Source organism: Tenacibaculum adriaticum, from assembly GCF_008124875.1.
GTDB classification, from domain to species: domain Bacteria; phylum Bacteroidota; class Bacteroidia; order Flavobacteriales; family Flavobacteriaceae; genus Polaribacter; species Polaribacter adriaticus.
On the sequence record NZ_VNIA01000002.1, the window covers coordinates 455281 to 474416 of the forward strand.

At 30.9% G+C, this 19136-nt stretch carries 21 protein-coding genes and 1 riboswitch; of the genes, 12 read left to right on the plus strand and 9 right to left on the minus strand.

The annotated features are described in order from the left end of the window. Positions 1-21: 21 nt before the first annotated feature. From rsgA to C7447_RS07535, 3 genes are all read left to right on the plus strand, one after another. The gene (gene rsgA, locus C7447_RS07525) at positions 22-1089 is read left to right on the plus strand and encodes a ribosome small subunit-dependent GTPase A (RefSeq protein ID WP_148869899.1); all 1068 of its coding nucleotides are present in this window, start codon (positions 22-24) and stop codon (positions 1087-1089) included. A 190-nt stretch (positions 1090-1279) separates the two neighbouring features. Further along, on the plus strand, positions 1280-1996 hold the full coding sequence (locus C7447_RS07530) for a helix-turn-helix transcriptional regulator (RefSeq protein WP_148869900.1): 717 nt from the start codon (positions 1280-1282) through the stop codon (positions 1994-1996). Between the two features lie 65 nt (positions 1997-2061). Beyond that, on the plus strand, positions 2062-2631 hold the full coding sequence (locus C7447_RS07535) for a VOC family protein (RefSeq protein ID WP_148869901.1): 570 nt from the start codon (positions 2062-2064) through the stop codon (positions 2629-2631). 10 nt (positions 2632-2641) lie between these two features. Here C7447_RS07535 and C7447_RS07540 read toward each other — a convergent pair whose 3' ends face one another. Further along, a complete protein-coding gene (locus tag C7447_RS07540) occupies positions 2642-3019 on the minus strand; it encodes a Fur family transcriptional regulator (RefSeq protein WP_148869902.1) in 378 nt (125 codons plus the stop codon). A 174-nt stretch (positions 3020-3193) separates the two neighbouring features. On the opposite strand from C7447_RS07540, the gene C7447_RS07545 reads away from it, so the two are divergent. The 6 genes from C7447_RS07545 (at position 3194) to C7447_RS07575 (ending at position 7811) form a co-directional block, all read left to right on the plus strand. Beyond that, positions 3194-4102, plus strand: coding sequence for an NAD(P)/FAD-dependent oxidoreductase (locus C7447_RS07545; protein ID WP_148869903.1), 909 nt, complete (start codon positions 3194-3196; stop codon positions 4100-4102). 275 nt (positions 4103-4377) lie between these two features. Beyond that, positions 4378-5010 carry a class I SAM-dependent methyltransferase gene (locus tag C7447_RS07555; protein ID WP_148869904.1) on the plus strand — a complete coding sequence of 211 codons (633 nt, stop codon included), beginning with the start codon at positions 4378-4380 and terminating at the stop codon, positions 5008-5010. A gap of 96 nt (positions 5011-5106) precedes the next feature. After that, entirely contained in the window at positions 5107-5643 is a 537-nt protein-coding gene (locus tag C7447_RS07560; protein WP_148869905.1) for a sigma-70 family RNA polymerase sigma factor, read from the plus strand. Positions 5644-5703: 60 nt separating this feature from the next. Further along, on the plus strand, positions 5704-6591 hold the full coding sequence (locus C7447_RS07565; RefSeq protein WP_148869906.1) for a PhzF family phenazine biosynthesis protein: 888 nt from the start codon (positions 5704-5706) through the stop codon (positions 6589-6591). Between the two features lie 69 nt (positions 6592-6660). Further along, the gene (locus tag C7447_RS07570; RefSeq protein WP_148869907.1) at positions 6661-7278 is read left to right on the plus strand and encodes an MGMT family protein; all 618 of its coding nucleotides are present in this window, start codon (positions 6661-6663) and stop codon (positions 7276-7278) included. A 62-nt stretch (positions 7279-7340) separates the two neighbouring features. Beyond that, positions 7341-7811, plus strand: coding sequence for a DUF1203 domain-containing protein (locus C7447_RS07575; protein ID WP_148869908.1), 471 nt, complete (start codon positions 7341-7343; stop codon positions 7809-7811). Between the two features lie 47 nt (positions 7812-7858). Here the strand turns inward: C7447_RS07575 and C7447_RS07580 are convergent, their stop codons facing one another. From C7447_RS07580 to C7447_RS07605, 6 genes are all read right to left on the minus strand, one after another. Further along, positions 7859-8956, minus strand: coding sequence for an alanine racemase (locus C7447_RS07580; protein ID WP_148869909.1), 1098 nt, complete (start codon positions 8954-8956; stop codon positions 7859-7861). 2 nt (positions 8957-8958) lie between these two features. Next, positions 8959-10113 (minus strand): alanine racemase, encoded by a 1155-nt coding sequence (gene alr / locus C7447_RS07585; RefSeq protein WP_148869910.1) that lies wholly within the window; start codon positions 10111-10113, stop codon positions 8959-8961. 4 nt (positions 10114-10117) lie between these two features. Further along, the gene (locus C7447_RS07590; RefSeq protein WP_148869911.1) at positions 10118-11254 is read right to left on the minus strand and encodes an amidohydrolase; all 1137 of its coding nucleotides are present in this window, start codon (positions 11252-11254) and stop codon (positions 10118-10120) included. Next, complete coding sequence (locus C7447_RS07595; RefSeq protein WP_246143039.1) at positions 11236-12678, minus strand: sodium:solute symporter family protein; 1443 nt, start codon at positions 12676-12678, stop codon at positions 11236-11238. Before C7447_RS07595 ends, C7447_RS07590 begins: the two co-directional genes overlap by 19 nt. Positions 12679-12759: 81 nt before the next feature. Beyond that, positions 12760-13197 carry a GNAT family N-acetyltransferase gene (locus C7447_RS07600; RefSeq protein ID WP_148869912.1) on the minus strand — a complete coding sequence of 146 codons (438 nt, stop codon included), beginning with the start codon at positions 13195-13197 and terminating at the stop codon, positions 12760-12762. Between the two features lie 16 nt (positions 13198-13213). After that, entirely contained in the window at positions 13214-13405 is a 192-nt protein-coding gene (locus C7447_RS07605) for a hypothetical protein (RefSeq protein WP_148869913.1), read from the minus strand. A 394-nt stretch (positions 13406-13799) separates the two neighbouring features. Continuing rightward, a riboswitch (cobalamin riboswitch) is annotated at positions 13800-13980 on the plus strand. 174 nt (positions 13981-14154) lie between these two features. On the opposite strand from C7447_RS07605, the gene C7447_RS07610 reads away from it, so the two are divergent. Further along, entirely contained in the window at positions 14155-14541 is a 387-nt protein-coding gene (locus tag C7447_RS07610; protein ID WP_148869914.1) for an acyl-CoA thioesterase, read from the plus strand. 104 nt (positions 14542-14645) lie between these two features. Beyond that, positions 14646-15194: a flavodoxin family protein gene (locus C7447_RS07615; protein ID WP_148869915.1), complete on the plus strand. Its 549-nt coding sequence runs from the start codon at positions 14646-14648 to the stop codon at positions 15192-15194. Between the two features lie 24 nt (positions 15195-15218). Here C7447_RS07615 and priA read toward each other — a convergent pair whose 3' ends face one another. Continuing rightward, positions 15219-17660, minus strand: a complete 2442-nt coding sequence (gene priA / locus C7447_RS07620) for a replication restart helicase PriA (RefSeq protein ID WP_211354910.1) — start codon at positions 17658-17660, stop codon at positions 15219-15221. A 72-nt stretch (positions 17661-17732) separates the two neighbouring features. Between priA and C7447_RS07625 the strand changes: the two genes are divergently transcribed. Then, complete coding sequence (locus C7447_RS07625; RefSeq protein WP_148869917.1) at positions 17733-18584, plus strand: alpha/beta fold hydrolase; 852 nt, start codon at positions 17733-17735, stop codon at positions 18582-18584. An 18-nt stretch (positions 18585-18602) separates the two neighbouring features. Here the strand turns inward: C7447_RS07625 and C7447_RS07630 are convergent, their stop codons facing one another. Next, positions 18603-19115, minus strand: a complete 513-nt coding sequence (locus C7447_RS07630) for a GNAT family N-acetyltransferase (RefSeq protein ID WP_148869918.1) — start codon at positions 19113-19115, stop codon at positions 18603-18605. Between the last annotated feature and the right edge of the window lie 21 nt (positions 19116-19136).

The window sequence follows — 19136 nt, forward strand, 5'->3', positions numbered from 1 at the left end:
CTTCTATAAAGCACAAACCCAATGACACTTGAAGATTTAGGATATACGCCATTTTTCGAAAACTACCGAAAAGACCAAAACCTTGATACTTTCAACGTTGGGCGTGTTATTTCTGAACACAAGGAAAGATATGTGGTAAAAACTACCGAAAGTGAATACGATGCAGAGATCATTGGTAATTTAAGGTATTCCGCTCAAAAAAGGTCCGATTTTCCTGCTGTGGGAGATTGGGTTGCCATTTCTGAATATGATGACGATAAAGTATTTATTCATGCTGTTTTTCCGAGAACTACCATTATTGAAAGGCAAGCCGTTGGAAAACACGGAGAAAAACAAATCATCGCCACCAATATCGATGTTGCTTTTATTGTACAGGCAGTTGACAGAGATTTTAACATCAACCGAATAGAACGATATCTTACCATTTGCAATGCATCTAACGTACAACCAATCATTGTTCTCAATAAAATTGACTTAATTTCTGATACCGAGTTAAAAACATTGATTCATGAAGTTGAAGAAAGAATACAACAAGTGCCTATCATTGCTATTAGCAATGAAACCCAAAAAGGCATTGAATTGATTGAAAAATGTATCCACAAAGGAAAAACGTATTGTTTGTTGGGGTCATCAGGTGTTGGAAAATCTACGCTTTTAAACAATCTTTCGGGCAAGCAACTCATGAAAACAAATACCATTAGCACAAGTACCAGCAAAGGTAGACACGTTACTACGCACCGAGAATTAATCGTACTTAAAAATGGTGGTATTCTCATTGATAATCCGGGAATGAGAGAAGTAGGAATTGCCGATGCTTCCAGCGGATTAGAAAAGACCTTTGAAACCATCATCGAATTAGCCAAAGAATGTAAATTCAAAGATTGCACGCATACCATTGAAGCTGGTTGTGCAGTTTTAGAAGCGGTTAACAACGGTGAAATCGACACCGATTCTTATGAGAACTACCTAAAAATGGAAAAGGAAAAAGAACATTTTGAATCTACAGTGGCCGAAAAACGGAAAAAAGACAAAGACTTTGGAAAAATGGTAAAACATTATAAAAAATCACGAAAATCGGATAAGTATTAAGTGTACTATTGTGGAGGGATATTATTAAAAATTATTTACCATTAACAAAAAGAAGTTTTTTTGTACCTAACTTGATTTTCTCAATTTAAAATACGAGTTTCGCTTGTCCACCAATATTCATTATTAAAACAACGGATATCTTAAAGTTAGCAGTAATTAGACATACAGTGAGCAAACCAATCAAAACATCGTGCAGGACAAAGAATATTCAAGACTTTCAAGACTTACAGCAATATTAACAGAGTTACAAACTAAAAGGCTTTTAACATCAACAAATCTTGCGCTAAAATTTGGTGTAAGTGTTCGTACAATTTATAGAGATATTAGAACATTAGAACAAGCTGGAGTTCCTATTTTGACTGAAGATGGAAAAGGTTATACTTTGATGGAAGGTTACAGGATTCCACCCGTAATGTTTACCGAAGATGAATCAAATGCTTTAATAACCGCTGAGAGGCTTGTATTATTAAACAAAGATGCTTCGCTTATTCGTAATTATTCTGCAGCCATTAACAAAATTAAAGCTGTATTGCAAAATAATAATATTAAAGATAAGATTGAACTTCTTTCAGAACGAGTTGCATTTTGGCAAAATCCAAATCATGACGATGCTACAAGTAATTTTTTACCGTTAATTCAAACAGCACTTACAGATTTTAAAGTAATAAAAATTATCTATTACTCACCCAATAGCGACAGTATAACACAACGAGAAATTGAACCTTTTGCTTTAATAAATAAATTAGGAGAAAGTTGGTATTTAATTGCTTGGTGCAGATTAAGGGAAGATTACAGACTATTTCGATTTGACAGAATCAGAAATATGGAAATTACCAATGCAACATTTAGCCCACATAAAATGGAACTTGAAGAATATTTGGCACAGTATCGAAAAAATAATTTTTAGTACCCCTGACATACCTTTGGCATACGCCCACCATATTTTTGCATAGTAATCCTAAAAAAGATAAAATGCAAAACAACGAAACAAAAAAAGTAAAAACAATTCCTGACAATTATACTTCGGTAACACCCTGGATAATATCAAAATCTTCTGAAGAGGTAATTGAGTTTATAACAGAAGCATTCGATGCAAAAGAAATTCCCAATAGCAGGATACTCAATGAAGAAGGAAAAATTATCCACGTAGTAGTAAAGATCGGAAATGCAATGGTAATGCTCTTCGATTCGAAGAAAGAATGGAACCCTACCCCCACTTTCTTAAATTTATATGTTGAAGATATTGAAAAAGTTTACAGAAAATCATTACAATTGGGAGCTCTATCTGTGACTGAAATTACGAATCTTTGGTTTGGAGAAAAAGTATGCAGAATAATTGACCCATTTGGCAACCTTTGGTGGATAAACCAACGTATTGAAGAAATTGACTTTACCAATCCCGATGAAGTTAAGGAAAAAGCTTCTATGCCAGATGCTGTGCTAGGTATCGCTTATATTCAAAAAACATTAAATGAAGCTTTATTAAGTCAAAAGATTTTTTTTGAAAATAAATACAATCCATCACAACGAGTTCTTAAATAATTAATTATTTCTACAATGAACAATCTTTACAAGTTCCCGTTAAAACACAATTAACACTTTCAACTTTATAACCCGTTTCAATAGAAAAATGAACGGGTATAGGCAAACATTCTATCGTATCACAATTTGTACAGCGAAAGTGAAAATGATGCAAAGGTTTTTTGTTTTCGTCGCATTTTATACACAAAGCAAAATACTGTTTTCCATCTTCTGCCACAATTCTATGAAGAATACCGTCTTCACAAAATCTATTTAAAACTCGATAAATTGTTGCACGATTAATATCTATGTTAATCTTTTCTCCTATTGCATCTTGACTCATCGCTTTTCCTGATTGTGAAAGTAAATCTAACACAGCTTCTTTTGTGGGTGTATTTCTTCGTTTCATTTCTTAATGCAAATTATTCGCAATAATTTATTGCGATTTAGTTGCAATAATAAGAAATAATCATAACTTTGTCAAGAAATGAGTTCTAATAAAATAGCTAAAAGACAATTTATTGAGTAAAATTTTGGCTATGATAGTACCAATTATTTTTTACAAATCTGAAACTATAATACCATGACAGATAAAACTATTTTTGATGCAATCATCATTGGAGGAAGCTACGCAGGACTTTCATCTGCATTAGTATTGGGAAGATCTTTAAGAAATGTACTTGTTATCGATAGCGGTAGACCTTGCAATCGCCAAACACCACATTCTCATAATTTTTTAACACAAGATGGTAAAACTCCCAAAGAAATTTCAACTATCGCCAAACAACAAGTTGAAAAATATAAAACTGTACAATTTTACGATGGTCTTGCTGTAAGTGGAAAAAAAAATGATGTTGGCTTTGAAATAGCAACGCATTCGGGTGATATCTTCAATAGTAAAAAATTAATTTTTGCCAGTGGTATAAAAGACATGATGCCAAATATTAAAGGTTTTTCATCATGTTGGGGTATCTCGGTAATCCATTGCCCCTATTGTCACGGATATGAATTTCATGGTAAAAAAACAGGGATTATAGCAAATGGAGACAAAGCTATCCATTTGGCTTCGTTAGTTAATAATTTAACAAAAAATATTACCCTATTTACGGTAGGAAAAGCTGATTTTAATACCGAACAAATTGAGAAATTAAACAAACATAAAATAAACATTATAGAAACTGAAATTGATGAAATAGTACATGAAAAAGGATACCTAAACAATGTCGTGTTAAACAACGGAGAAAAATTAACTTTTGATGCTCTTTATGCAAGCCTTCCGTTTAGTCAAAATTCAGACATTCCATCAACCTTAGGATGCAAACTTACCGAACATGGGCATATTGAAACAGATGGTTTTCAAAAAACCACTATAGAAGGTGTTTATGCTTGTGGAGATAACACAACATTTATGCGTTCGGTTGCCAATGCTGTTTTTAGTGGAAATTTAACAGGTGCTGTAGTAAACGGAGAGCTAGTAAATGAACAATTTTAAAACAACCATAAAAGAAATAACATGGTGGAAGTTTTTACAACAAATATCAACGATGAATTTCAAGTAAAAAAGATTATAAAAATTCTTGAAAAAAATTTCCCTGAATTAGACATCAATTTTTGATTTAAATGAAACAAAATATCCGTATCCCTGTGGACATACAATCCTAAGAATTGAAGGAAATTTTATGAATCATCAAAAAATAATTTCAACGATAAACGAATCTGATTATCTATGCGATGTTTTAGAAGATAGAGTTTGTAACAAAAAGTAGTATGACAGAATTTTGGGAAGAAAATTTTATTGCTAAAAAAGAAATGTGGGGGTTTACCCCTTCTCATTCAGCAGTAATAACAAAGGATTTTTTTGTAGAAAAAGGATTAAAAAACATCCTCATTCCTGGTATTGGTTATGGGAGAAATGCTCAAATTTTTAGAGATAGTGGAATCAATGTTACAGGAATAGAAATATCGAAAACAGCTATTGAAATGGCAAGAAAACATTATGGAACCGATATGACTATCTATCATGGTTCTGTAACCGACATGCCTTTTGATAATACTCAATACGACGGAATATTTTGTTACGCATTAATTCATCTATTAAATAGCAATGAAAGAGAAAAACTAATAAGAGACTGTTATAACCAACTGTCGGATAATGGCTATATGATCTTTACTGCCATAACAAAAGAAGCTCCTACTTATGGTAAAGGTAAATTTATTAGTAAAGACCGTTATGAAATACACGAAAGCGTTAAAATGTATTTCTATGACAAAAAAACTATCAAAGCTGAATTTGAAAACGTAGGTTTGTTTGAAATCATAGAAGTAACCGAAAATTTTCCATTCTATTTAATTAAATGTAAGAAAGAAAAACAACCAACTTCAACATTTAAAACACATTAACTTAATTCTTTCATTGCATCCTTTTTGTATATTTATACCATTGTCTATAAAACAAATGCTATTTTAAAGACATCTTCAAACTACAAAAGACATCCTATGCAAAATGAAATAAAAAATATTTGGCTAGATTTAAATGAAGAGCTTTATAAATTTATTACTAGTAAAGTAAAAGATGAAGAAACAGCAAAAGACATTCTTCAAGAAACATTTATTAAAGTTCAAACAAAGATTCATCAATTAGAAAATACAGCTAAACTTACCTCTTGGGTGTATCAAATTACCAGAAATACCATCATCGATTACTACCGGAAATCGAACCTTAAAAAAATTTCAATAGATGATTTAGATATACCAGAAAATGAAAATAATAGTTTCGACTATGCAAATCTTACTCGTTGTATCAACCAAAAAATTGAAAACCTTACCGCAAAATATAAAGAAGCCATTGTGTTAACGTCTTTTAAAAACTACTCTCAAAAAGAACTCGCTACACATTTAAAAATATCGTATTCAGGAACAAAGTCACGAGTACAAAAAGCCAAAGAGATTTTAAAAGAAAATATTTTAGAGTGTCCAAACATTACCTCAGACAAAACGGGTAAACTGTTAGATTTTGATACAAATTTAAACTGATTTTACGTCTTTTTATAAATATCTACGTCCATTAACTATAAGAACCTAAAAAAAATAAAAATGGACACTACAAAAACTATCAACGTACAAATTCTTAATGCCTTTGTTGATAACGACAAAGGAGGAAATCCTGCTGGCGTTGTTTTAGATGCAGACAATTTGTCTGATAAAAATAAATTAGAGATTGCTGCAAAAGTGAGTTTGTCTGAAACTGCTTTTGTTTCTAAATCTACCTCAGCAGATTTTAAATTAGATTTCTTTACCCCCAATAAACAAATAGCACATTGCGGACACGCAACAATAGCCACATTCTCTTATTTAAAACAGTTAGCTATCTTAAAAAATAATAACGCTATTAAAGAAACCATAGACGGAAACAGAAAAATAAAATTGATAGATGATCTCGCTTTTATGGAACAACTTTCACCAAAATATGCTAACGTTAGCCATAAGGAAGATCAAATTCTAAAGTCATTAGGATTAAAGAAATCAGACCTTATGCAAAATGCGCCGATACAATTGGTAAACACAGGAAATTCATTTATGCTGATTCCTGTAAAAAATTCAGAAATCTTAAAAAACATAATTCCTGATTTTAGTTTGATTGATGAAATAAGTGAAACCTTTGATTTAATAGGTTATTATGTATTTTCAACAGACGTAGAAAACCCTGAAAGAGATGCTAGTACAAGAATGTTTGGGCCTCGATACGATATTTTAGAAGAAGCAGGAACAGGTATGGCTGCGGGTCCGCTTGCTTGTTATCTTTATGATGTATTAACCATTAAAAAAGAACGGTTTTTAATACAGCAAGGAGAATTTATGACAACGCCATCACCAAGCTTAATTATTGTTGACCTACATATTGAAAACCACAAAATAAAAAGTATTATGGCAGGTGGTAAAGGATTGCTAAAAACACAAATGGAAATTGAGATAAATAGCTAAAATTAGCTTGAGCTTGTAAAAAGCAATAATCAGATTGAATAATACATAAAATAGATTGATTTTTGTACTATGGAGAATACGTATCATTTCGACACTATTGCAAAAGCAATCTATTTTATTAAAAACCATCATATTGAGCAACCAACGCTCGAAGAAATTGCAAACCATGTTCATTTAAGTAAGTTTCATTTTCAGCGTTTGTTTAAAAAATGGGTTGGTATTAGTCCTAAAGAGTACCTGCAATTCATCACCATAGAAAAAGCAAAAGAATCTCTACGAAAAGGACAATCTACTTTAGAAGCTTCTTATAACGTTGGTTTGTCGGGTAACAGCCGTTTACACGATTTATTTATAAAAATAGAAGCGTGTACTCCGGGTCAGTTCAAACAAAAAGGAAAAGGACTTCAAATATATGTAGGTGAAATAGGAACTCCGTTTCAATTACAAGTATGGAAAGCCTTACTTCAAATTCCGTCTTCTTACCTACTCGCCTATCATGATATTGCTAAAATGATTGATAATCCTAGAGCAGTAAGAGCAGTGGGAACCGCAATCGGTAAAAACCCTATTGCGTATTTAATTCCCTGTCATCGAGTAATAAAAAGTGATGGAAATATAGGTAATTACAGATGGAATTCTGAAAGAAAGATTACCATAAACAGCTACGAAACCATTCAATTGAAATAATAGCAAGAACCGTATTGTAGTCATTATCTTGTTACAAGATATTTGTATAAAATATCATAACTATGAATGTAAATTTTAGAGTATTAGCCATTGAAAATCATTACAATCATCTTTTTAATTTAAGTGAAAAAGACCTATTAGCTAGAAGTATAATAAAAATGATTGTAGACAAAAAGCTAGGTTTTCCTTGTAGAGTAAGTCTTAAAGACGTAGAAATAGGCGAAGAAGTGATCTTGTTTCCTTTTCATCATCACAAAACTACTTCTCCGTACCAAGCAAGCGGACCTATTTTTGTAAGAAAAAATGCAAAAATGGCTAACTTGGGTATAAATGAAATTCCAGAAATGTTATTTAAAAGATCTCAATCTTTAAGAGGTTATAACGAAAACGGAATGATGATCTATGCCACAACCGCAGAAGGAGAAAATATACGAAAAGAAATTGAAATCATTTTTAGCAATGAAGAAGCAAGTTATATTCAAATTCATAACGCTAATCCCGGTTGCTATAATTGCCAAGTTAATAGAGTGTAATAACTACTAAAAAAAATGGTATGTTAATTAACTCTGTGTATTTTTAATTATTTATACACCTTATCTATAAACTTAGAGTTTAGTAATCTTGCTACTCCCATATAATTAGGTGTAAACTTTATTTTATCGCCTACTTTGTATTTTACAGCTCCAGATGCTGTTTTATTTTCTCCAATATCTATCACCAACATATCTGAAGTTATTCCTACAAAAGAAATCTCTTTATCTTCGGTTTCGATATCATCTTTATCTACATCTAACAATCCAAAATCTAATATGGCTTTGTACGAAGTATCTTGTATGTCTTTTTCATCATAATTTGTTGTATGACCAATACTTGCATCACTTATTATTCCGTCAGGAACGATACTTTTTTCTTTTAACTCTATAATATTAGCATAAAACTCAAAGGTTTCCGTATACAATTCTTTAAAAGGTTCATTGTTTAAAGGACTCATTCCAAAAAAAGCAGCCTCTCCTATTCTAAAATGATTGATGTCTTCTGGTACTACCTTATTTTCTATTAAAGGTAAGGTTATTGAAGTACCACCTGAAATGTATTTTAATTCCTTATTAAACTTCACAGAAATTAATTCTTTATACAACGACAACTGTAATAGTTTGTCATAAGTAGGCTCTACACCATACATACACCCTAAGTTAGATCCAATACCTATTACCTCGATGTTCGATAAATTAAAAACACTTTCGTAAAACTCTAAAATATCATCTCGCTGCACTCCTTCTCTTAACTCTCCAAGCTCTATCATAATAATAATTTGATGTATTTTATTACTTCTAATAGCAGCCTCATTTAAGGCTACAATTGTTGAAAGAGAGGTGTTTAAAGAGATATCTGCATATTTTACCACTTCATCTGCATAGGTTTGCGCAGGTGGTTTTATATAGATGGTTCTCATTTCTGGATTCAGTTCTTTTAAATTTTTAAGACTGGTAAGTCTTGAATCTCCCACTGAATTAATCTTTTTAATTACATCTTTCGTTAATATTTTTTTTAAAAATGTTTTATCTCCTGAAAAAACTTTAGTTACTAAGCTCCATTCTATGTTATGAGATTCTAAGAAATTACTTAAGTATTGTATGTTATTTTTTATTCTTTCTGAATGAATAATTAATTCTGCCATAATTAAGTTGTTATTACTCTTGGTAAATTTTCTGGTAATTTTGTTAGTAATTCATAGTTGATAACCTGAATATAATCATTAAACGATGAAACCGTAATTTCTTGGTCTCCTTGAGATCCAATAAGAACAACTTCATCTCCCTTTTCTATAGCATCTGCAAATGTTATATCCACAGCCATCATATTCATATTAACAGTTCCAATAACATCTAAACGTTTTCCTTTAATTAAAACCTTACCTGTATTACTCAATGCTCTATTATATCCAGATGAATACCCTATAGGTATTAATGCTATTTTAGTTTCTCGGTTTGTAAAATAAGAGGTTCCATAACCTATAAATTGACCTGATTTTACAGTTTTAACGTCCATCACTTTAGTTTTCCATGAAATAACTCTTTGTAATGGATTTTCTACTTGCTTGTTTTTAGTTAAATAATGAACTAGGATTTCTTTTGTTGGAAAAAATCCAAACTGTAAAATCCCTATTCGAACAAGATTTAATCTAGTTTTAGGATATCGAATAGTTCCTGAAGAACTTGCTAAATGAAACATAGGGTTTAAAAAATCATATGAATTTACTTTATTAATTATTCTTTTAAATTTTATTGTTTGATCGGTTACTCTTTTATAATTAGCGATACTTTCTGCTCCTGCTAAATGCGAACAAACACCTTTTACATTAAGATGCATTTTGTTTTTATTTACATACTCTAAAATTGTTCTAATATTTTTAGTTTCAAAACCTGTTCGGTTCATTCCTGTTTCAATCTCTATATGTATTTGGGCTTTTATACCTATTTTTTTTGCTGTTTCTACTGCAAATTGCAATCGATCCTTTTCGAAAACATAAAATTCAATATTATTTTGAATGGCCCATTCTAGTTGATTGTTTTCAATCATTCCCATTATTACAATAGAAACATTCTCGTATGGTAATGTAGTTTTTAATTTGTATGCCTCATGTGCATCAGAAACACTAAAATGTGTTACTCCATACTTATAAGCCATTTTACTATACTGTTCAATTCCGTGACCATAAGCATTTCCTTTCACTACAGATGAAAACACTACATCTTCTCCTAATAACTCTTTAATGAAAGTAATATTATTTTTAATCGCAGATTCTGAAATTTCTATATATGAGGTATGCTTCATTTTTTTAAATTTTAGTAAGAATTGAATAAAACATATTTACTCCTGTTATTGTTATTTCATCAGGAAAATCATAATCTGGATTGTGTAATGCAGGTGTTTCTATTCCTGCTCCTAAACCAAACATCGCTCCTTTAAACTTTTGTGTAAACAATCCAAAATCCTCTCCCCATTTAAAAGGTGTATTAACTTTGTTTATGGTAAGGGTATTTTGTTTTGCTGCGTTTTCAATAATATCTACAGCTTTGTCATTGTTTACATTTGCATAAAACTCTTCTAACCAAACTATTTCAATTTCTAAAGAGTATTTTTTAATTAATTGATTAATAAATTTAATTAGTTCACCACTTTTCTTTTTCATTAAATCTGTAGACCAACTTCGAATGGTTAAATGTACTTCACCATATCCAGCCGATATCCCATATGCCTTTTCTCCTAAAAGAATATGCACTAGAGTTATTAAAAAAAACTTCTCTGATTCAGGGTTATTATAAGTGTTTTCATTACTAAAATTAATAAGCTCTCCTATTGCCATAGCGGGATTAAAACCTTTTTCTGGTTCTGCAGCATGTGCTGTTCTTCCTTTTAACTTTACGATAATACTTTTTACATTACTTGTAAATTCCTGTTTTTTTATTACTATTTCATGCTTAATAAAACCTGGTAAATTGTGTAAAGAAAACACATAATCTATACTTATTTTTTTAAAAAAATCATCTTGTAATACTGCTTTTGCTCCCATACCATTTTCTTCCGAAGGTTGAAAAAGCAGTATTATCGTTCCTCTTTTTACAGGTTTATCTGCTATTTTTTTAGCAACACCTAGCATAATAGTGGTATGACCATCATGACCACACTTATGTGAAACCCCTTCTACTTTAGACTTGTGTAAAAATGAATTAACTTCTTGAATAGGCAATGCGTCAATATCTGCCCTAAGCATAATCGTCTTATATTTTTCATCACCCTCAAAAACAGCTATTAAACCTGTTCCTGCTATTTTAGACACCTTACTTTTTGTGTGTTTATTTAAAAAGTCATAAATGCGTTTTTGAGTATTATATTCTTTACCTGATAGCTCAGGATACTCATGTAGTTCTTTTCTTATTTGAGCCAATAAAACATTTAATTTTTCGTCTTCCATTGTGCTTTTTTTTCACTTAATAATTGTAATGAAGTAAATACTAAAATAGATGATGTTATTCCAAAAAAATTAGCGTCTAACCCAAAAGGTAGCTTTAACTCTGTTATAATTAATATTAATGTGGTTGCTCCACCTATAATCATTGAGTAAAAAGCTGCTTTAGAAGATGGTTTTTTTAATAATAAACTAGCTAAAACGGGGACTAATAACCCAGAAACCATAAAAGCATACGAATATAACATTAACTGCAATACATTTGTCATCATTGTTGCTAAAACAATAGCAAACCCGCCTATTAATAACGTTATAATTTGAGAGCTTTTAATGCTAATTTTCTTTTTAAAATAGCCAAAAATATCCGTTGTTAAATTACCTGAAGCAGCCATTAAGCAACTATCTGCAGTAGACATAATTGCAGAAAAATAAGCAGACATCATTAATCCCATCAATCCAACTGGTAAAATAGTTCTTAATAATAAAGGTAACCCTAATTCAGCATCTAAATTGGTAGTTGGAGCATATCCTATCGATGAAAACATTCCTTGTTCAAAAGCTACCCTCGAAAACAATCCTAAAGCAACTCCCATAAAAGCCATTATAGGGTATTCAAACAATCCTGCTATTTTCCATGCTTTTTTTGCTGTTTTTTCATCTTTGCAGGCATAAATTCGTTGGTATAATGTCATACCCACAAACCAAATAGGAACAATAGTAATCATCCAGTTAAAGAGATCTATAAATTTCACATTCGTTAAGGATAAAAAGTTAGTGGGTAACGTTTCTTTAATAGCACTCAACCCTCCAATTTCAATATAACCAATAGGAATTCCAATTCCTACTAACCCTACCATCAATATAATCCATTGTATGGTATCAGTATAAATAACTGCTTTTATCCCTCCAATTACAGTATATATTACTGCTATAACTCCCATAATTAAAGCGGCATTTGTAATTGAAATTGAAGGAAATGTAGCAGAGGCTAATTTTGCTCCTGCTAATATCTGTGAACTTGTAAAGCCTATGTAACCAATTAAAGAAATAACTCCTGCCATTAAAGCTACTTTCGCATTGTAATAATGAGCTAACGATTGTGGAAAAGTTAAAAATTTATGTTTTTTAGCTATCGGATATATTTTGGGAATTAAAAAAACAGCACTTAACCAAGCGCCCAACAATCCTGTAAACAACATCCAACTTCCTGAGAGTCCCATTAAAAACCCGAGTCCTCCTAAACCAATGGAAAACCCTCCACCTACATCTGTTGCTACTACTGATAAGCCAATGTGTCCCGCAGACATGTTTCTGCCTCCTACGTAATAATCTTCTTTCGATTTATTTTTATTTAGAAAGTAAAAACCTACTCCCAACATAAAAACTAAATAAATAATAAAAATGATTAAATCTACAATATGAATATTCATAAATTACTTCTGGTTAGTTAAAAGAACTTTGTTCTTTTTGGGGGTTAATTATTTTGTAATTTGAAATTGTTTCATAATTATCTATCGTTTTAATCGCATTTCTAAATACGGGTTTGTAAACCCTAGTTTTTCATATAAAAATTTAGCAGGATTATCTTTTTCTACGTGCAATGCAATGTCTCCTTTACAATTATCAATTGTATACTGCATTATTTTTTTACCCAGTCCTTTACCTCTATAGTCTTTATGGGTTGCGATATAAACCAATATGTTTTCTGGTATATATTCATCCATTCCTGTTTTGTTAATAACCACCGCAGCAATTATTTCATCATTTTCTTCTAAAGTAAAAACGTATCCTCCTAAACCTGTTCTTTCTTTAGCTGCATAATTTATCGCTTTAGTAATAGCACTTTTGCTATCTCCATATTCTTCTAAGTGTTTAAATAAAAAAGACGCTACTCTTTCAATTTCTAGGGGAGTAATGCGGTTAAAAGCATCATAGGTTTTTAATTTCATAGTTATGTGTTATCTGTTAAATGTATAAATGACAATCGTCACAATTCTTTACTTCTCCATAATAGGTTTCTCTGTATTTATGTAATGTTTTTACGGGCAATCCTAAGAAATATTTTCTTATGTAAGTTACTTTCGTAATTAATCTACCCATTTTAGGAGAAAATCTGTTCTCTGTTTTAGTGTTTCTTTTAATATATAATAGTCTCATAATGATTATAATAAATAAAACATATGAATATCAATTTACTGATATTCATAAAATTAATAAATATGATGTTTTATACTTATCGATAGTAAGTACAAGCATCTTTTAAAAAAAATGAAGTTTTACAGGCTATTTAGAGCCTAAAAAAAAATTATAATCCAGGAGGAATGAATTTTTCCGATTGATTACGGAAAACTAAAAAATTAAAAGTGAAAATTCGTTGGTTTTTTCTCTCGTGTATAGAGTATATCATATCAAGCAAAGGTACAATTTATAATAGAGCCGACCAAAAATTAGATAAACAGACTAAAAAACAACTCATTATAATAATAGTATTCGAAGAATTAGATTCTTAATTAGAAAATAGCTAATATTACAAAATAAAGTTCTTTATTTATTTTCATCTAAAGGAAAAGGTTATGCTTAACTGTGTATTAATAGGGAATCTGGTGTAAATCCAGAGCTGTCGCGCAACTGTAATTAACTTTAAATTTTATCCTAGTGTTCCACTGTTTATTAATGGGAAGGACGATAAAATTGTTTTAAGTCAGGAGACCTGCCTATTCCAAAATAACTTTGCTTTCGCGATCTAAAGCTTTAAGTTAGAAATAACTTCTTTTATTAAACTAACATAGGACACCTATGTCTAGTTATTATTTAAAATGTACTTCTCTCTTAACTTTTTTATTTCGGCAAAATTGAAATATTATAATAGGCTTATATCAATAATCTAATTAAAAAAGTTAAAATTAATGACCGTCGAAGAACGTATTGAACAATCTAAAACACAAATTTTTAAAGCTGTATTTCCAAATACAACTAACCATTATGACACTTTATTCGGAGGCACCGCAATGCAACTTATGGATGAAGTAGCTTTTATTACCGCTACCAGATTTAGCCGACAACGTATGGTTACCGTTAGTAGTGATCGAATTGATTTTAAAAAACCAATTCCTGCTGGAACTTTAGTAGAATTAATAGGTAAAGTAACTTACTTAGGGAACACTAGCTTAAAAGTGCGTGTAGATATTTTTGTAGAACAAATGTACTCAGATCATCGAGAAAAAGCGGTTAGCGGAGAATTTACTTTTGTTGCTATTGATCAAGAAAAAAAACCTATTAAGATATTAAAATAGAGTTATTCTTATCCGAGCCAAAGAGTCATATTTATTTAAAAACTTGATTATTATCATTTATCAATTACTCAATTAATAATAATTTTAATCAGACAAAAACAATCATGAAAAAATATTTAATTCTGTATTATTCCAAAACAGGTAATAGTGAATTTTTGGCAAAAAAAATGTCAAAAGAATTAGGTTGTGATTTAAAAGAAATCACTCCAAAAATAAATAGTATCATACCCTTATTTATACTGTCTGTTTTTAAAATTAATATACATACTAACATACAAATTGAAGATATCAAACAATATGATGAAATCATAATTTTTGGTCCCATTTGGGGCGGACTTATCATTTCTCCTTTAAGAAATGTGCTAAAAAAATGTATAAAAGCCTCAAAAAACATTCACTTTGTGGTGAGTTGTGAAACTAGTGAAGAAGAAAAAAACAATAAGTACGGATACCAAACAGTATTAAATAAAACTAAACAAATTGGTGGCAATTTAATATTGTCAACGGAAGCTTTTTCTACTTCATTAATAAAAGGAGAAAGTGATTATCAAAAACGAAAACTCTCTGAAAAACCTAAAATAACTGAAAACAATTTTAAAGGAATTATTAAAAATAAATTTGATGAATTTGTTAAGAGAATTAAAAGAAATTAAATAAGCTCTAAGTTGTTTCTTAGTTTAATAAGCATCTACATCTAGAATAAAACGAATTGGTCTAAAATCTTTTACGGCTTCAAACGTAGTTTTAATTTTTTGTAGTTGCTCTTTAGTTTTTCCTAACGATTGTTTTGGCGGAATTTTAATCACCAAATTCTTAATATACTGATTTCTAATTCTCGCTACTGCAGGTGCTGACGGACCTAACACATTTTCTCCAAACACATTTTGCAAAGCTTTGGCTAACCAATTAATTCCGTTGTCAACCCTAGTATAATCCTTGTGCTTTAGGGTAATTTTTATCAATCTATAATACGGAGGATAATGATATTGCCAACGATCTTGCAACTGTTCCTTATACATTTCTGCATAATTATTCGTGGAAACCTGTTGTAAAATTTGATGATACGGATTATACGTTTGTATCGCTACATGTCCTTGTTTTTTTGAGCGTCCTGCCCTACCCGATACTTGTACCATGAGCTGAAAAGCACGTTCATGTGCTCTAAAATCTGGGAAATTGAGCATAGAATCGGCATTTAAAATACCTACCAACGATACATTTTCAAAATCCAATCCTTTGGATAACATTTGCGTACCTACCAAAATATCAATTTCTTGAGCTTCAAACGCACCTATAATTTTTTGATATCCGAATTTACCTCGTGTCGTATCTAAATCCATACGCCCAATGTTATGATTCGGAAATAATTCTTTCAATTCTAATTCAATTTGTTCGGTTCCGAATCCTTTTGTATCTAACGTAGCACTACCACAAGCTCCACAACTATTTGGCATTGCACGTTGATAATGACAATAATGGCATTTTAATTCTCCTCGGTATTTATGATACGTTAAACTTACATCGCAATTCGGACATTGAGGCGACGTCCCGCAAGTAGTACATTCTACAATAGGTGAAAATCCACGACGGTTTTGAAACAAAATTACCTGTTCTTTCTCTTCTAATGCTTCATTAATGAGCTTCAACATTCTATCCGAAAAATGCCCTGTCATTTCCTTTTTTCGATGCTTCTCTTTCACATCGATCAATTCAATTTTAGGTAATTGAATATTCCCATGACGACGATTCAGTTCCACCAATCCGTATTTATCTTGATCAGCATTAAATTTACTTTCTATGGATGGAGTTGCAGAACCCAACAATACTTTGGCGTTGTGAATTTTACCCAACACTACCGCTGCATCACGCGCATTATAACGTGGAGACGGTTCATACTGTTTATACGAAGATTCATGCTCTTCATCCACCACAATTAACCCAAGATTGGAAAATGGTAAAAAGATAGACGAGCGAGCTCCTAAAATAATTTGTGCCTTGGGTTTATTATCCAATACATTTTTCCAAACTTCTACACGTTCATTCATGGAATATTTTGAATGAAAAACAGAAATTTGATTTCCAAAATAAATTTGTAAACGCGTGATAATTTGTGTGGTCAAAGCAATCTCGGCCAATAAAAACAAAACTTGCTTTCCACTATCAATCGTTTCTTGAATAAGGGTATTATATACTTCTGTTTTACCCGAACTCGTTACTCCGTGTAACAGTGTAATATCTTTTTCAGTGAAACTTTCTTTGATTTCAGCTAACGCTTTTTCCTGATATTCATTTAGCTTTTTTAAATCGTTTGTATCTCCTTTATATTGAATTCTATCGATTTGAATATGATAAAACTCGAAGATATCTTTGTCTACCAAAGCCTTCAGAATTTGAGCGGAAACTCCTGCTTTTGAAGCTAAATCTTCTGCTTTTATTGGTTTTTTGGTCGATTTTAACTGAAAAAAGGTTAAAACAGCATCTTTTTGCTTTTTTGCTCTTGAGAGTTCATCCAATAAAACCTGTAACGACTCATCACTTTCATACTGCGGATGCAAACGCACATATTTTACCAACTTAGGTTTGTACGTTTCATAGATTTCTTCTTTAATATAAATAGCCGATTTATGAATCAACTCATTGATGATAGGCAATACTTTTTTCTTACCTAAAATATCCGAAACCTGATGTACCGTTAACTGCGATTGATGATGTAACGCTTCAAAAATTAAGAACTCATTATCCGTCAATACACTTTCATCTTGAAAAGCTTCATTTTTATAAATAACCGTTTCACTTTCTAACAAAAAAGCAGACGGTAATGAGGCTCTATACACATCACCCAATGAACACATATAATAATTAGCAATCCATTGCCAATGTTTAAGTTGTTGTTCGTTTACAATGGGTTTTTCATCTAAAATTTGATGAATATCTTTTGCTTCATACAACTCGGGTGCTGTTTGATGAATATTGAAAACCAAAGCTGTATAAATCTTCGATCTACCAAACTCAACCGCTACTCGCATTCCTTTTTGTAAAAAATTCGCTTCCTGTTCGGTTACCGAATAGGTAAACGTTTTTTGTAAAGGAATAGGTAATATGACGTCGATGAAGTGAATAGTAACTTAATTTTAAGCGAAACCAAAACTACATAAATTTCACTACATTGTAAACAGAAATTGATAGGAATTATGACAGCTAATCAGTGGAAATCGAAAGGAAAACTTATAGATATTTTCAATAGAAAAATCTTTGTTATTGACGAAGGAATTTCTGACAAAACCTTAGTTATTCTTCACGGATACCCTACTTCTTCGTATGATTATTATAAAGTTTTACCAGAACTGGCTAAACATTACAGAGTGATTATCCATGACCATGTCGGTTTTGGTTTTTCTGACAAACCTTTTAATTATTCGTATTCTCTTATAGAACAAGCTGATATTGCTTTGCAATTATGGCAACAGTTACAACTTAAAAATGTTACTTTATTAGCTCACGATTACGGAACTAGCGTAGCCACCGAAATTGTTAATAGATACAACAGAAATCAACTAAACATTAACATTGAAGAGTTAATTTTATGTAATGGAAGTATGCATATTGAGTTGGCAAAACTGAGATTTATTCAGAAGTTATTAAAAAGTAAAACGGTTGGAAAATGGGTTGGAAAACTGACAAATCAATTCATTTTTGATAGAAATATTCGTAAGATTTATTTTGATTCAAGTAAAATCTCTCAACAAGAACTAGATGAAATATGGGCACAAATAAACTACAATGATGGAAAAAAAGTAATTCATTTACTAAGTAATTACATAAACGAGCGTTACTTTTTTTGGCATAGATGGATTGGTGCTTTAAAAAACACTCAAATACCAACTAAAATTGTTTGGACAACACACGATCCTATTGCAGTAAAAGCAATTGCGGAACAACTTCATAAAGAAATTCCGAATAATGAATTAAAATGGTTAGAGAATACGGGACATTTCCCGATGTTGGAGAATCCTGATGAATGGACTAAATTAGTGTTGAGTTGACAAACTGTTACTATCTTTCTAATTAACTACTAGTTTCATCATCAAATCTGTTTGTTCATCATCACCTAATTTAAAGATGTGTTTATCGAATTCTACAAAACCATTTTTATGATAAAATTGAATTGCTCTCAAATTTTCTTCCCAAACGCCCAACCAAACATAATCAACATTTTTTTGCCTTGAAATTTCCATTGCTTTTTCAAAAAGTAATTGTCCTATTTTTTTTCCTTGAAACTCCTTTAGCACATATATTCGCTCAATTTCAAGTGCATTTTCTCCTTTAATCTCTGTTTGCGATTGTCCAAAATTAATTTTTAAATATCCAACAACGTTATTTTCTGCAGTAGCAAAATAAAATTCAGAATTTTCATCAATCAATTCGGTTTTTAGTTTTTCAGTAGAAAAACTTTTCTCCAAATACTCTTTCATATTTTCCTCACTATTTTCTGAAGAAAAAGCTTCAGAAAATGTTTGCATACCAATTTTTTGCAATTGGTTTATTTCGTTTGGTAATACCTTTCTGATTTTCATACTTTCTACCCTTTAACAATA

Bases quoted from the DNA above. Each gene is read 5' to 3' on its own strand.
- rsgA (WP_148869899.1), top strand. From the start codon at position 22: ATGACACTTGAAGATTTAGGATATACGCCATTTTTCGAAAACTACCGA.
- C7447_RS07535 (WP_148869901.1), top strand. From the start codon at position 2,062: ATGCAAAACAACGAAACAAAAAAAGTAAAAACAATTCCTGACAATTAT.
- C7447_RS07540 (WP_148869902.1), bottom strand. From the start codon at position 3,019: ATGAAACGAAGAAATACACCCACAAAAGAAGCTGTGTTAGATTTACTT.
- C7447_RS07545 (WP_148869903.1), top strand. From the start codon at position 3,194: ATGACAGATAAAACTATTTTTGATGCAATCATCATTGGAGGAAGCTAC.
- C7447_RS07555 (WP_148869904.1), top strand. From the start codon at position 4,378: ATGACAGAATTTTGGGAAGAAAATTTTATTGCTAAAAAAGAAATGTGG.
- C7447_RS07560 (WP_148869905.1), top strand. From the start codon at position 5,107: ATGCAAAATGAAATAAAAAATATTTGGCTAGATTTAAATGAAGAGCTT.
- C7447_RS07565 (WP_148869906.1), top strand. From the start codon at position 5,704: ATGGACACTACAAAAACTATCAACGTACAAATTCTTAATGCCTTTGTT.
- C7447_RS07570 (WP_148869907.1), top strand. From the start codon at position 6,661: ATGGAGAATACGTATCATTTCGACACTATTGCAAAAGCAATCTATTTT.
- C7447_RS07575 (WP_148869908.1), top strand. From the start codon at position 7,341: ATGAATGTAAATTTTAGAGTATTAGCCATTGAAAATCATTACAATCAT.
- C7447_RS07580 (WP_148869909.1), bottom strand. From the start codon at position 8,956: ATGGCAGAATTAATTATTCATTCAGAAAGAATAAAAAATAACATACAA.
- alr (WP_148869910.1), bottom strand. From the start codon at position 10,113: ATGAAGCATACCTCATATATAGAAATTTCAGAATCTGCGATTAAAAAT.
- C7447_RS07590 (WP_148869911.1), bottom strand. From the start codon at position 11,254: ATGGAAGACGAAAAATTAAATGTTTTATTGGCTCAAATAAGAAAAGAA.
- C7447_RS07595 (WP_246143039.1), bottom strand. From the start codon at position 12,678: ATGAATATTCATATTGTAGATTTAATCATTTTTATTATTTATTTAGTT.
- C7447_RS07600 (WP_148869912.1), bottom strand. From the start codon at position 13,197: ATGAAATTAAAAACCTATGATGCTTTTAACCGCATTACTCCCCTAGAA.
- C7447_RS07605 (WP_148869913.1), bottom strand. From the start codon at position 13,405: ATGAGACTATTATATATTAAAAGAAACACTAAAACAGAGAACAGATTT.
- C7447_RS07610 (WP_148869914.1), top strand. From the start codon at position 14,155: ATGACCGTCGAAGAACGTATTGAACAATCTAAAACACAAATTTTTAAA.
- C7447_RS07615 (WP_148869915.1), top strand. From the start codon at position 14,646: ATGAAAAAATATTTAATTCTGTATTATTCCAAAACAGGTAATAGTGAA.
- C7447_RS07625 (WP_148869917.1), top strand. From the start codon at position 17,733: ATGACAGCTAATCAGTGGAAATCGAAAGGAAAACTTATAGATATTTTC.
- C7447_RS07630 (WP_148869918.1), bottom strand. From the start codon at position 19,115: ATGAAAATCAGAAAGGTATTACCAAACGAAATAAACCAATTGCAAAAA.